Raw genomic sequence first — 13,759 nt, 5'->3', positions numbered from 1 at the left:
TTCAATCTATTTTTTACGAGATTTAAAAATATTGATGTTGTTTTCTTTTAATGGTATTGTCTTATCATCCGTTTTCAATGCAACTGCTATGTAGGTATTTGTCTTATTTACCGTAAGGACTAAAGTTACTTTGGCATTTGGGTCACTTCCATAAACAGCCGCAAATGCATTGAAAATTTCTTTTTCATTAAAATCGAGAGAACCGCCGTAAAGCTGTCCTTGCTGGTCGTTCCATCCCAGACTCAATTGCTTTGGAATAGCTCTTTTGCTATAGGCTTTTTCCGGAAGGTTTTCAGGAAAAATTTCATCCCGTTCTCCGTTAAATAAAGTATAGCTGAAATCGGCTGCTTTTCCGCCTTCACCTACAACAAAATCAATTTTCCAATCGTATTGTTTTCTATAGGTATCCCATAACCCGAACGGAATCGGTTTGTTTTGATTTGCTTTCTGAACTTCCAGCGGCACAAAACTTTCTTTTAACATGATTCTCTTGACATTGGCTTCATCAAAAAGAAGTTTGTCATGGTCGTCCAGCTTGGCAATTTCCTCTTGCGGAATTGTAATTTTCTCTGCCTGATACCTGCCTATTTCTACTTGTTTACCAGCTCCGGCCAACCAAATTATGGCTACTCCACCTGGAGCAAAACCTACGATTATGGTTCTGTAATTTTCTTTTCTTCGGCCCCATTTTTTATTGTTCTCTTCGTAACCTTCCTTAAAGAACTTCACCAATTTGTCATAGTCAATTTCAGTATCAATGTCATAGAAAACATTTTCTGCATAAGAAATCCAGGTCACATTGAGTCGGTTTGGAACTGACTTCTCTCCCGAGCTCATTCCACTACCCAGTTCTCCCCAGTTTCCTGCATCAGGGCCAAGACTCAAACTCACATAGCTGCCGTCTTTTGCCTCGAGTCCGCCTTTATAAACCTCAACCGGATATCCTAACGGGCTATTGATGTTTTCTTCCCAGTAAAATTTTTCTACATTCATTGTTTTTGTACTATTGTCTTTAAGTGCTTTGTCTTTATTGTTTTTATCCGTGTTATTTTCTTTGCAGGAACTACTGCAGGCCAACAACAGCAATAAGAAGAAAAAATAGGGTTTCGCTAGTTTCATTTTTATGGTTTTGGCCTAAAAGAATTATCCTTTATTTACTTTAGCATCAATAGCTCCCAGTACTTTGGCAACTCCGGCACTTTGGAAAAATATGTCTCCCTGTTCTGCCTTATGAGTTGTGGTTCCGGTATTTTCTTTCAGGTCTCCGCTTACTTTGACCGTCTTATTCTGGTCAATTGTTTCAAATGCCTCCTGAGCCTGAAGTTTATCTTTTAATGTGACGTTGGTCGTCCTGTTTTCACCAATATTCGTAATCATGTCCTTGCCAACGGAAATATTAAAGTTCTCTCCAATCGTAAATGTCATGTTTTTTGGAGCATTTACATTGATATTTCCTTTTCCATCCATCAACCAGGTATTGCCACTCGGATCTTCAATAAAGATACTTCCTTCAGCATCATTCATGATTACTTTTGTACCCGATCGGGTTTGGATTACTTTTTTATCGTTTCCTGAAGTATGGTATTCGCTCAAAGCAGAACCATTGTACATAGCTCCCAGCACGAAGGGTTTTTCAGCATTTCCGCCTTCAAAACCAACCAGAACTTCCTCACCTACTTCCGGAATAAAATAAAATCCTTTTCCGCCTCCGGAATGCGGATTTGTCATACGAATCCAAGGCGTATTGGCTCCTGCATCTTTTTGCCAGGCAAATGCTACCTGAATTCTTCCGAGTCCGGCCGGATCGTCATTTGAAATTACGGTAGCCGGCTGGGATTCTGCCACCGGAAAACTGTGTACGTTTCCATAAGGCGGCGAAATTACCGTATCAGGTACGGCATCAAATGTGTTATGATAATTTCCTGATTCATCGCAGATATGCATGATATCCGTAATGATATAGCTTCCGAAGTTTTGCTCTTGCAGTCCGTCTAAAAGATTTCCTGTCAGTGAAAAGGCCGGTTCTTTGATGTCTATCACATCACCAATTCTTAATCCCGTTTCATCAGAATCACCTTTTGCAGTTACCAAATCCGCAGTACGGGACTGCAATTGGGTGGTTACGCGGTCTGTCAAATGGGTTTTTGAATTTCCTTCTTCTAAAGAATGGAAATACAACATCGTTGATGAATTTGGGAATAGTTTTTTTGACGATTCGAATACGGATTTCGAGTAACCTTCTGGCTGGTAATTCGCTTCAGAAGAGCTCGCTCTCTGGGTCTCTCCATTAGACGGGTCATAACCCACATATTCAAATCCAAGAGACTTGGCTCGCATTTCAATATTAAAAGAATGGAGCGATCTTCCGTATTCTAAAGTAAAGTTTTTAGATTTTGGTTTTCCGAATATCAGTTCTTCTCCGTTGAAATAAAACCACTGTCCTTTTTTCTGCGCAATCCTGCATAAAAAAGAAAAATCGCTTTCTGAATATTGTACCGTATACGGCAAAGACGCATCTTTTTGTACAGAAACAGCCGGTTTCAGGCTGTCTGCCGAATAGCTGCCCGTTACTTCCTGAACGATATCTGTAAGCGATTTGTCTGTATACGATTTCGTATTAGGCGTGCCTTCCAATAAAATAGTTGGACTAAAACCATTGATGATTATACCGCCGGAAGCTCCTGCTGTACGAACCATCTGAGCCTCGGTAATAATACCGTTGAAGGTTAATGGAGAAGCCGTCATCATATTGGACGGATTGATTGTTATTTTTATGGCTTGACCAATATAACTTTGAGCCTTATCAATAGCCTGGCTTACAAATTCTTTAGGCAAAGGTTGCAGTAGTGAAAATCTGTGGTGCGTGTGCACTTTTTGGTCTATCACTAATTTTGAAAAACGGGTTAGGGTTTCTCCTGCTATTTCTATTTTTATCTGAGTACTGATTGGCATGACTCTACTTTTTTTAATAAACTGTTTTATTCTTTCTTATCGGAAACCGTTTTAGGAATCGATTTTAGCTTTTCCTTCGCTCTAGCATAATCCGGCTGGATTTCCAATGCTTTTTTATAATCTGCAATTGCCTGTTCTTCTCTGCTTAATTCCAAATAAAAGTCTCCTCTGTTCGTCAGTATCTGAGCACTTGGAGGTGCTGCATTTAGAGCCTGTTCATAAGCTTTCAGGGCTTCATTCTGCTGATTCAGTTCTCTGAATAAGGATGCTTTAAAATTATAGCCGATGCTCCAATTCGGATAGGCCGAATTGAGCTTTTCTATTGTTTTTAGCGCTTCCTCAATTTTGTTATTTTCCGCCAAAGCTGTTGCTTTGTTTATGTAAAACCATTTGTTACCGGGATTTATGGCCAAAGCTTCATCAAAAAGCACTACGGCCTCATCATATTTTGCTTCTTTGGTTTTCAGTTTCCCGATAAAATTTTTGATATCGGCATTTTTTGGATATTTTTTATCCATTTCAATAGCCAATTCCAATGCTTTTTGAGCATTATTTTCACGTATAGCCTGGCTGACTTTCTTGTTTAAATCCTGTATTTCCTGAGGAAAGGTTTTAATTCTTGCAGAAAGCTCCGCATTCTCTGCTTTCATTTCCTGCATATAGGCGTTGTCCAGATCAGAAACAACATATTTTTTTTCTTGACCATATAATTGCATAGCCAAGAAAAAAAATAGGAATATGTATTTTTCTCTAATCTTCATCTTATTATCTGATTACCATCCGGGCTTCAGATTCTGTAGCCCTGATTTTTCCAAAGGCATAAAAACATAGGTTGCTTTGTAGTTGTCTGTGAAATGCTTGTCGTTAAACTTTCCTTTTCCTTCAATAGTTTCACTAACAATTATCAGTTTCCCGTTCTCTACATAACCATAGCTATAAACTTCCACATCACGAGGCACAGTGATACGTTCTATCACAATCTTATTGCCTTGCAGACGATAATATCCTTCCAAATGGGTCATAAACCGAGCCTTATTGGTTGTCGCAATATGTTCCTCAATACTTGTAAGATAATCTTGCTCGGTCTTTATTTTCTTGTCTAAATCAACAGTAAGATTTGCCTGTCCGGTATTGTAAAACTTATAGAAAATATGCTCGTCAGCCTTTCGCTCTCCCGTGTCTTTATTCCAGATTGATTCCAGAACATAAACTCCATCTGTACGCAAAAGCGCATCTGAAGCAAGGGTGAAATTTTCCTCAAACAAATGGTAGTCTTTTTTGACATACATATTTTTGGAGCAGGAAAAAAAGAGAGGCAGCAGGAGCATCATCCATAAATTACTTTTCATTAAAATCCTGTATTAATATTAGGCCCTGTCTGTACTTCCCAATAGTTTGGTCTTTCAGACGGGATCAGGTGAAAATTTATAAATCGGTGAATCAAATCTTGCGAATACATATGGCCTTGACCAATTCCATTAATCCCTATACTACCTTGAGGTGTTCTTGCATGAAAAGAAGTCCTTCCCTGGTTTAGGTCAAATGAATGCGCATTTGGATTCCATCCAACTCCTCCTCTTTTGGCATTTAAAAATTCCTGACCAACTTCAGTAGCCGATGTTGGCGTATAATTAAATGCTTTGTCTTTGAATTTTTCGAATCCGCTGCTTCCAAGGTGTCTTTGTTCAAAATCGGCAAGACTTCTTTTAGCAGCTTCTGAATCTGTAACACTTTCAGAATCGGTATCGGCTGTAAAAACATCACTAGCAATAATCATCTGATAGTTGCTTCTGTTGTTTCCTAAAATTACTTTTCCACCTCCGGTCCACCAACGATCGTGTCCATCGGCAATTCCGATTTTCTTAAAACCGCCAAAGTCATTGTAAAATTGGAATCCGAAATCTCCGGCTCTCAATTGTACAAAACCCACTTGCTGATTTCTGTCGTTATTATTCAAGATTAAGCTGGTTCCAACTGTTCCTGAATATTTGTAGGTGTCTTCCATTCCTGTTCCGCTATCCATATGCAACGGATAAACAGACATAGGTGTAGTATTACCTCCGCCGACAGTCAGTTTTCCGGTCATGACGACATCAAAATTCATGGCATTGCTGCCTGAAAGTGCCCCCATACCTCCATTATAGGCATTGATGGCGATATTAATACCGGGATCAACCGGACCAAATCTTCTGCTAACGCCGACACCAGCCGTACCGCTAAAATATGATTTTGGACCTCCGCCGAAATGCCAACTCAACCCTACAAAAAATTTAGTATTAAGTTCGTCCATACGATTTATTTTAGAATTTCAACGGCCAGTTTCTTGCAAATTGAGAACCGTTCATATTAATTTCTTTTGCTGAAATCACGATTTCAATTCTCATGGACATCGTATTATAGGCAACAAAAGCTTCGTCATATCGAATGCAATAGGCTTCTTTGAATTGAAGCTCACGCATTTTTGATATGGCGTCACGCCTATAAAAAGTGAGTTTACCGTTTTTAGTCTGGGAATTGCTTACCATCCAATCAAACAGCATAGTGCTCTTTGTAGATTCTACAACGATTCGGATTTTCCCGCCGGCAGGATCAGCAGACGGCTTTCCGCTTTTATCTGTATCTTGACCAAGAGTGCATTGAAATTCTAAGACATTCAATACCTCTCCGTCAATTTCAAGCTTTGCTAAAAATGACATAAATAGATAGATTTAAGTAATTAAAAAAACTGCAAATAGTACGATATAATGATAAAGGGAATGTATCAACACAGACCCTTTATCATTAAAAACTTGAAAGTAATTCTAATTGAATTAAACCCATTCATTAACGTGCTCACCGCCACCCATAGAAATTTCTTTTGCAGAAATTGTGAAGGTTTCAGTTAAAGGATTTCCATCCTGAGCATCGAAAGACTCTCTGTATTTTACAAGATATCCTTCTTTGAAGTTCATTTCTTTAAGTTTAGCGTCAGTATCACGCTTAACATACTGGATTGATCCGTCTTTTCTTTCGAAGTTATTGGTCATCCATTCGAAAAAGAATGAATCTCCAGTTGATTCGACAGTTAAATTGATTGTTCCCCCGCGTGTAACAGAAGATGGGCGACCACTAGCATCTACTTCTTGATGCAAATCATACGAAGCGTTCAAAATGTTTAATTCCTTTCCGCCAACTTTTAGTTTTGATTTGAATGACATAATAAAAAAATTTAAAGATTAAAATTTATTAATTGTGATAGAAGTTGGGGGATTTTTCTATTCTACTATTCTGATTTTCAGTTACTCTAAGATATTAATTTTTTAAGTTACTTGCAATTAATTTGAGGTTAAATTATCAAGAAATTAAAGGAAACACACTGTTTTTTAACATTATAAAACGGTTGTAATCTATTTCTTATTTTGATTCGGCATATTCAGTATCCCAATCATTACCATCGTCACCTTTTTGACCATCCATTTTGATAAGGAAATTTTTAGCCGGGAAATAAGGTTTCAATCGGATGTCCAAAAAGATTCTGTCTTTTTGATTTGGATCTTGCTCAAATCTCTTGATTTCAAAATCTTCGATAAGTTTATCTGGTCCAGCAACATTGTCTAAGAATTTGACAATCTGGTTTAGGATTTCTTTTCTTGTTTTGGCATTAAAGTTCTCAAAAGCTCTTCTGTTTAAGAAGTCCATCAGTACTTTAGTCACATAGTCAAAAACTCGGACAACGGAATAGGTTTGTAAACCAAGGTTGTCACCGTTGAAAAGTGTTTTACCTGAAAAAGCCATAACTTTTCCGTATTCGTTTACCATCGGGATCAATCCTAAATTTTCAAGATTGGCGATTTCGCTTTTCTTTAGGTCGAATTTTACTCCGTCAACTTCATTGATTCCTCCGTATTTCTTACCAGCAGTTACCTGAGACATCAAAGTGTTGTATACTTTTCCTGCCAATGCAGTCGATGGCGGAATAAATAAATGATCTTCTTCTTCTATTTCATCGTGTTTTCCACGACCTACCAGCCAGTTACATGCCATCATTACATTAGAACGATAGGTATCACCACCTGTTAGGTTTGCCGATTCGAACATTTCCATAACATCATCCGGTTCATCCAAATGTTGGAAGTCTGTAATCAGCATTACTTTATTATCATAAGCAATTTTTGCCCATTTTTCAATAACCTTATTCGAACCCAAGTATCCTGGAATTACCAAAAGCGAGTAGTTTTGGCGTAAATCCAAACGGTCAAATCCGTTTACTAATTCTTCTTGGATATTGTCGATAAAACGAGAATTGTCCAAATCTTTTAACTGATCCAGTTCTGCGTTCATGATCGCCACATTCTTGACTTTGCTTTCTTCCGTATTTTTATAGAAAAGGGAAAGTGTTCTGTAGTTTTCTTCTAATTCTTTTGATTCAGCAACAGCAATAGCTAAGTTTTTCTTTAGTGTTTGCTCCGCAACATCTGATTTTTTAGCACTTTCAGAAACCAAATCCAACAGATTGTCTGTTGTCTTTAATGAATCCGCCCATAGTTTTAGCACTGTTTTTAATGCCTGGCGTTCTGCTTTTTTGCTACTTTCGCTTAAGAAAATATTTTTACGTGCTTTACGCTCAGGATTTAAATTCTGCACGCCTTCAATAGCACCTTCTAATAAATCGAAGCCTCCATACTGTATAAAAGATTCAACATTTTGCTCAAGCGTTCTCGTTGAACGTTCCTGATTTGCCAATGTTGTATTTGTTGCTTTAGTGTTTTCTTGATTTGCCATGGCTTAATTATTTATCAGATTGTTCAATTTCTTTTATCAACGCCTCGATTGTCTCAATAATAGAGTGTCTGGCTTCCGGATCTTGAAGTGCTAATTTTAAAACCTTGTTGGTTTTTAGCTGCTTGATCATTTTTTGATATTGCTCGTTTTTCGTTTTTAAGTCGGTCAAAAACGGACTTTGTCCTGTCAGACCATTAATCGAAAAGTCTCCGATATTTTTAAATCCTAATTCTTCACGAGTAACCTTACCGTCTTCATCTTCAAAAGCCACATTGATTTTTGGATCAAAATGTTCAAAAACCTCATCCATATTTTTTAAACCTGTAACGATTTCTGGACGCACAGGCGTATTAGGCGTTAATTTTTGGGCTATTAAAGTTTTATTTTGTGGGATTTCGAGAATGCTTTCCTGACCTTCTTGTCTGACTTCGTTACCCCCGATTCCATAACTGTTTGAAAATGAATTTGCCATGCTGTCTAGTATTAAATATTAATTTTATTGTATAGAGAAAGAGCTTTAAAAAATTGTTCTGTATCTGTAGTTCAGGTTGATGACGGTTACGCAGCCATCCTGGTCTTTTTGCAATTCGATTTTTTTGATGTTGATATTTCTGTCTCGGATTGCTTCATCTAATTCTTTCAAGGAAATTGTTTTACCGTTGCGAAGCTTCACCAGCGGCAGGTCATCATCGCAGAAATAACGTTTTACATTATCAAAAGAAAGTTTGTCTTCGCAGATTCCCATTAATATGGCCTTAAATTTTTCTTCGTTAATGCCTGCAATTTCAGCACTGCGTTTTGGTGCTTCCGGCAATTGTTTGAAATAATCGCCTACGATATCGGCTCTCGAACTGCTTCTTCTTGCAAGCCTTTCAGAAACAACATCTTTGGTTTCTTTTTTAGCCGGCAATACGGTTATTTTTTTCTGCTTTACATATTTAATATCACCATTTACAACCAGCGATACTATTTTTTCGCCAGGCATCCTATATACATAGGTAGGATTTCTGTCAATTGCATCAATCTTAATTCCGTCTCCAAATCTCCACTCCCATGATTTAGCATGTGCTGTAGAATCTTTGAATTGGATTTGTTCGCCTTCATAAACTACTGTAGGAGCGAAAAATTTAGGTAATAAACTTTCATCAATCACATCATTCTTTGGAAGAATAGTAATCGTTTTTTCTATCGTACAGCTATTGTCTACCAAAAGCTTTATGGTGTATTTTCCTGGCTTAGAAAATGAGTGCGCTACTTTTGAACGATACGAAATTTTACTTCCATCGCCAAAGTACCATCTCCACTCATAAGAGTTAGGGGTAATGTCTGAAAAAGTGATTAGCTCACCTGCTTTAAAAGTCGGAGCATCGATCTTGAACTCCTTTACGGTGCAAATCGCTTTGTTATTTATTTTAAAGGCCAGCAGCCCACACGACGTGACAAAAATTATAAAGAAGAACAATATAATTTTTCCATCAAAATGGGTCTTTATTTGATTACTCTTATTCATTTTATAATATTAATTATAAATTGCTGGGGGCGATAAATAAGCGAAATTTGTCTTATTCCAAATTTATAAAAATTTCCTTTGGTTTTTCAAGTTAAAATAATTTATCAAAAAAATTATTGTTAAAGTCACAATGATTTAACATACCTTTAAACCCTCAATGCTTGATTTTCCTGCCTTCTTAATTAATGATAATATTTTGTTAAAATCACTTTACCTAAATGTTAATTGTGATTTTTATGGGTAAAAAGTATTAATTTAACATCATGGAAATGGATATTAAATCCTAAATGTATAAATTAGTTCCCAAAATTTTTATATTTAGATAATCAGCTTCCCCCTTCAAAAGCTCAATATATATTTATCTATCTAGTTAGGAGTATCAGAACTAAAACGCCATTTAATATGTTTAAAAAGTTTATTTTTTTAAGCCTTGTGAGTGTAAGTTTTGTCTCTTGCCTGCCCAAAAAAGACTTTGTCATTACCGATGATTTTGTTAAATCGCAAGCTGGAAACAATAAGAAAAACTCAAATGCAAAATATTCCTATAGTACAACTTTGAGCGACGACGATCGAAAGTATTTTGCGAAAAAATTAGAAGTAAGTGAAACCGAAATAATAAACGAGAAACTGTACATTTTTATTAAAAGCTGGGAAGGCACGAAATATATTTATGGGGGCGAAACGCGAAGTGGCATCGATTGCTCAGCTTTGATGCAGGAGCTTTATTCGCATGTATACAAAAAAGACCTTCCAAGGACTGCTGCAGAAATGAGCATGGACAACAGGGTTGAATTGTTTAAGTCAGACGAAAAATTACGGGAGGGCGATTTGGTTTTCTTCAGGATTACTGAGGAAAAAATAATCTCTCACGTTGGAATTTATCTCAAGAACAATAAGTTTTTTTCAGCTAACTTAGTCGGAGGTGTCGAAATCTCAAGCTTAAAAAAAGCATATTGGAAAAAAAATTTCGTGGCCGCAGGCAGATTTAAGCAATAATTTTAGCTATGACAAAAAATCGATTTTTTGTAGAAAATCACAGAAACTTGACGCCTTTTGACTTAAGGGCCGAGTTGTTATTTGACGCGCTTCTGAAAAATAAGACGGACGACTTGGATATCGTCCTGAAAGCAAATGGTGTTTTTTACAGAAAATTCAGCAAGGATACGATGAATATTACAACTGATGTAAATGATTCGGATATCCTGCACATTACTACCAGTCGTGATGGTTTTTATGACATATTGCCGGAAAGTATTACGCATAATTACAGGAATCGTGACCAGAGGAATGATGCTTCGCAAGAATTCAAGATTCGCAAAAAGGAAGAGAAAGAAGCCCGCCATTTCTATAATCCATTGGAAAATGAGCTGTTCCGGTTTCGCCATCAGATTGAAAGACATGAATCTGATTTTTTCTCCAAATTAAGCACCAACGGAATTGCCGACATCATTCGCATGATTTTAGGTGTCGAAAAGAACATTCCGGATGTACTGACCGTAAAAATGTTTTATGCTCTTATGAAGCTGAAAGGCAATTCAGGGCAAAACATCTCTGATGTTAGCAAAATGCTCGAAAAAATATTGGGTGAAGAAGTCACTTACACTTCTAAAAATATCCAATTGGAAAACGTCCATGACATTGAAGAAAATTCAGGCGAGATGATTATGGGCATTACGACCACCTTACAAAGCAATCAGGAAATCTTTCTGAAAAAATACAATTTCATTGTGGGCCCGTTAAAAAATCCGGATAACCTTCCCGATTATTTTGACGACCACGTATTAGAGAATTTTTTAACTACGTTCTTTAACCTTTTCCTTCCTTTCCAAATGCAGTACTCTTTTGAAATTCAATTGAATTCTGAAGACGAACTTTTTGCCATGGACGATACAATTTACAAATCAAGACTCGGAATATCAACAGTAATATGAGAAAATACCTAAACCACATCGGCGGAACCGAAACTTTAGTCTATATCTTTTTAGCCATTGCAATTGCGATGATTATCAGCATGTTTATTGGCATGAAAACCCCAAAATTCAGGCAAGAGAAGAAAAGCTATTTTATTTATATCCTCTGCCAGGGATTACTGTTCTTGATTTTTGGAGCCATCTTATTTAATTTAAAAGACACAACAGTAAATATTCGCTTTATTTCGTTTCAGGTATATTTATTAATTGCCGGAACTATCCATCTGACATTTTTCCATTTGTATTTCAAGCAATTTGATGCCAAGGAAATCTATAAGGAAATTTTTATTGCCATTGTAACGGGAATTTTCATGGAAGCCTTTGCTATTATGCTAATCGGACATTTCCAGGAACTGGCCTATATGTATTATTACTTAGGAGCCATGCTCTTTTTCCTGATTCCGACACTTTGTTTCTGTCTTTTCAGAACCGCCATTTCAATTCCGGCAAAACTTCATAAAAGATGGTTCTATCCGGTGAATTCAAAATATCCGGCGCCACATATTTCTGAAATGAGAAATATAATTATCGTAAATTTAGTATTTACAAAAAAGGCAAACGATTCAACGATTATCAATTTCAAAGTAAAAGCACCTCGTGCGTTTGACTTTGGAAAACTGTTTTATTATTTCATAAACGATTACAACGAGAAGAACCCTAACAGCCAGGTCCGCTTTCTGGACGATAAAAACCAGCCTTATGGATGGTATTTCTACACCAAGCCAAAATGGTTCAGCTCATCCGATTACATAGACCCCGAACTAGCAATAGACACTAACAATATCAAAGACGGAGCAACGATAATTTGTCAACGAATATAATTTCATTAGTTATGGCTGAAAATATAAAACACTTTCCGGTAAACTGGATCGATGGAATGAAGATAAACAAAAACCATTTCATCACTTTACAGGACAACATTGAAGATTTGGTTCGAGATGCGCGCAACCTGGGCGTAAATGAGCTGAATTATGGCTTATTGTCGACACATCTGTCAAGACCGTTCCAGTATTCAATTTCAATCGATGCTCACAACGAATTAAGCGTTAGCATTAAACTTCTCAAGGCAGTAACTCCAGGTGGAGGAAGAATTGAGATTACCGATTATACCGGAGAATTCAACGAAAAGATAGAACTGAAAGATTTCGACCTTAAGGAAAATAACTACTTTCTTTTATTGAATGTCGATCCTTTTCAAAGAATACCAACAGGAGAGCAAAACATGGAGGAAGTACCTCCTCGTTTTCCAAATGCCATGTCTCGTTATTTTCTGACAAGCGTTATTGAAAGCGAAGTCAACCAAAACAACATTGGTGCTTTGCAATTTCCTTTGGCTAAATTCAAGACTTCGGCAAACAATTATGAGATCCTGACGGATTTTATTCCGCCAAGTCTTACGATCAATAGCCATCCTACCCTGATTACTTTATTTGAAAACTACGAATCTTTCTTCAAGCAGTTGGAGTTCAATTCGGTTCAGATTTCCCAAAAAATCAGATTCAGGAATAGTACCGAAGATGAAAACCTGATTGCCAATATGGTTTTTGAAGCCTGTGAAAAGATTTTGAGTTATGTAGCCCAAAACATCACACGAAGCAAGTGGGTCAATTTCTCCATGAAACCGATGGAAGTGTTAGAAAATACGGTTAGTCTGGCACGAATCATCAAAAACAGTTTCGATTCTTTTTCTGGAGACGGAAAAGAAATGCTTTTCAACTATTTCTCAGAATGGACAGAAATTTCCAGCGGTGACTATGAAAGGTTATTTTCGGAAACTATAAATACGAAATACAAGGCTTATGACATTGAGCCAACCGTAAACCAAGTCAACACTTTTATTTCAAAAATCGACTATCTGTTTACAATTTTAAACCAGCTCGATTATATCGGCAAAAAACGAGACACGGGAATCTTTGTCAACGAGAATATCGTCAGAAACGAAAAGCCAAGCTTCTTCGGAAATAACGACAAGGATAACAATGCTCCAAATTCATCGCCAACCTTTTTAGCAGAATAAACCAACCCAAAATCGACACCAAAAATGGATATCTTAAATAGAAAAGAACGAACTTCCGCATTCCTGCTATTCCTATTGATGTTTATCATCACTACCGGAGTATTGTTTTTTGCGATATTTTTCAATTACAAACTGCCTTTGAAAGAAAATGAAGTTCTTAAAAATGAAAATGACAAGATTCTGACCGAGTTTAACTTCCAGAAACAATTTTCAGACAGGCTTGAGCACATTGGCGTTTTGATTGATTCATTGGACAAGGCTCCTGAAAGCTTCCAGTTTATCGAGCAGAACATCAGCTTTGAGTTGGTTGACCTAAAAGAAAAAATCCCTGCTGATTCTGATCAGGGCTTAAAACTATATGACAATGTCATCCTGACAATTAACGATTTGGTTAAGACCAAGAAATTGCTGCTGCAAGTCAATGATTCTAAAAAAGAAATTGACGTGCTTAACAAGCAATTAAAAGAGTATGAAGAAGAAAATAAAGAATTGCTTCGAGATCTGAGATTGACACAGCAATTGAACAGAAGGACGAACTAAATCAGAAAA

At 36.9% G+C, this 13,759-nt stretch carries 15 protein-coding genes; 5 read left to right on the top strand and 10 right to left on the bottom strand.

The genetic code is table 11. The features are described 5' to 3' along the window. Positions 1 to 6: 6 nt before the first annotated feature. The 10 genes from FJA49_RS14740 to FJA49_RS14695 form a co-directional block, all read right to left on the bottom strand. Positions 7 to 1,119, bottom strand: coding sequence for a DUF2931 family protein (locus FJA49_RS14740; RefSeq protein WP_140001690.1), 1,113 nt, complete (start codon positions 1,117 to 1,119; stop codon positions 7 to 9). A 24-nt stretch (positions 1,120 to 1,143) separates the two neighbouring features. Beyond that, positions 1,144 to 2,952, bottom strand: coding sequence for a type VI secretion system Vgr family protein (locus FJA49_RS14735; RefSeq protein WP_140001689.1), 1,809 nt, complete (start codon positions 2,950 to 2,952; stop codon positions 1,144 to 1,146). Positions 2,953 to 2,978: 26 nt separating this feature from the next. Beyond that, complete coding sequence (locus FJA49_RS14730) at positions 2,979 to 3,713, bottom strand: tetratricopeptide repeat protein (RefSeq protein ID WP_140001688.1); 735 nt, start codon at positions 3,711 to 3,713, stop codon at positions 2,979 to 2,981. Positions 3,714 to 3,725: 12 nt separating this feature from the next. Beyond that, complete coding sequence (locus FJA49_RS14725) at positions 3,726 to 4,301, bottom strand: hypothetical protein (RefSeq protein ID WP_140001687.1); 576 nt, start codon at positions 4,299 to 4,301, stop codon at positions 3,726 to 3,728. Then, a complete protein-coding gene (locus FJA49_RS14720) occupies positions 4,301 to 5,242 on the bottom strand; it encodes a polymorphic toxin type 23 domain-containing protein (RefSeq protein ID WP_140001686.1) in 942 nt (313 codons plus the stop codon). The genes FJA49_RS14725 and FJA49_RS14720 overlap by 1 nt, the downstream gene beginning before the upstream one ends. A gap of 10 nt (positions 5,243 to 5,252) precedes the next feature. Then, positions 5,253 to 5,648 (bottom strand): type VI secretion system tube protein TssD, encoded by a 396-nt coding sequence (gene tssD, locus FJA49_RS14715; protein ID WP_140001685.1) that lies wholly within the window; start codon positions 5,646 to 5,648, stop codon positions 5,253 to 5,255. A gap of 114 nt (positions 5,649 to 5,762) precedes the next feature. Further along, positions 5,763 to 6,149 (bottom strand): type VI secretion system tube protein TssD, encoded by a 387-nt coding sequence (gene tssD, locus FJA49_RS14710; RefSeq protein WP_140001684.1) that lies wholly within the window; start codon positions 6,147 to 6,149, stop codon positions 5,763 to 5,765. Between the two features lie 196 nt (positions 6,150 to 6,345). Next, complete coding sequence (locus FJA49_RS14705; RefSeq protein ID WP_140001683.1) at positions 6,346 to 7,713, bottom strand: DUF5458 family protein; 1,368 nt, start codon at positions 7,711 to 7,713, stop codon at positions 6,346 to 6,348. A 7-nt stretch (positions 7,714 to 7,720) separates the two neighbouring features. Continuing rightward, a complete protein-coding gene (locus FJA49_RS14700) occupies positions 7,721 to 8,185 on the bottom strand; it encodes a hypothetical protein (RefSeq protein ID WP_140001682.1) in 465 nt (154 codons plus the stop codon). Between the two features lie 45 nt (positions 8,186 to 8,230). Beyond that, a complete protein-coding gene (locus FJA49_RS14695) occupies positions 8,231 to 9,223 on the bottom strand; it encodes a PKD domain-containing protein (protein ID WP_140001681.1) in 993 nt (330 codons plus the stop codon). A gap of 402 nt (positions 9,224 to 9,625) precedes the next feature. Between FJA49_RS14695 and FJA49_RS14690 the strand changes: the two genes are divergently transcribed. The 5 genes from FJA49_RS14690 to tssO are packed head-to-tail and all read left to right on the top strand — an operon-like array spanning position 9,626 to position 13,750. Then, on the top strand, positions 9,626 to 10,219 hold the full coding sequence (locus tag FJA49_RS14690) for a C40 family peptidase (protein WP_140001680.1): 594 nt from the start codon (positions 9,626 to 9,628) through the stop codon (positions 10,217 to 10,219). Between the two features lie 8 nt (positions 10,220 to 10,227). Then, on the top strand, positions 10,228 to 11,154 hold the full coding sequence (locus FJA49_RS14685; protein WP_140001679.1) for a hypothetical protein: 927 nt from the start codon (positions 10,228 to 10,230) through the stop codon (positions 11,152 to 11,154). Next, positions 11,151 to 12,014 (top strand): TssN family type VI secretion system protein, encoded by an 864-nt coding sequence (locus tag FJA49_RS14680; RefSeq protein ID WP_140001678.1) that lies wholly within the window; start codon positions 11,151 to 11,153, stop codon positions 12,012 to 12,014. The genes FJA49_RS14685 and FJA49_RS14680 overlap by 4 nt, the downstream gene beginning before the upstream one ends. Before the next feature lie 11 nt (positions 12,015 to 12,025). Continuing rightward, on the top strand, positions 12,026 to 13,210 hold the full coding sequence (locus FJA49_RS14675) for a hypothetical protein (RefSeq protein WP_140001677.1): 1,185 nt from the start codon (positions 12,026 to 12,028) through the stop codon (positions 13,208 to 13,210). Positions 13,211 to 13,234: 24 nt separating this feature from the next. Beyond that, complete coding sequence (gene tssO / locus FJA49_RS14670; RefSeq protein ID WP_140001676.1) at positions 13,235 to 13,750, top strand: type VI secretion system TssO; 516 nt, start codon at positions 13,235 to 13,237, stop codon at positions 13,748 to 13,750. Positions 13,751 to 13,759: the final 9 nt, after the last annotated feature.

It is taken from the genome of Flavobacterium microcysteis, from assembly GCF_006385255.1.
GTDB classification, from domain to species: Bacteria; Bacteroidota; Bacteroidia; order Flavobacteriales; family Flavobacteriaceae; genus Flavobacterium; species Flavobacterium microcysteis.
Note: the sequence above shows the minus strand (reverse complement) of the source record. Positions and strands in the feature narration are given on the sequence as shown.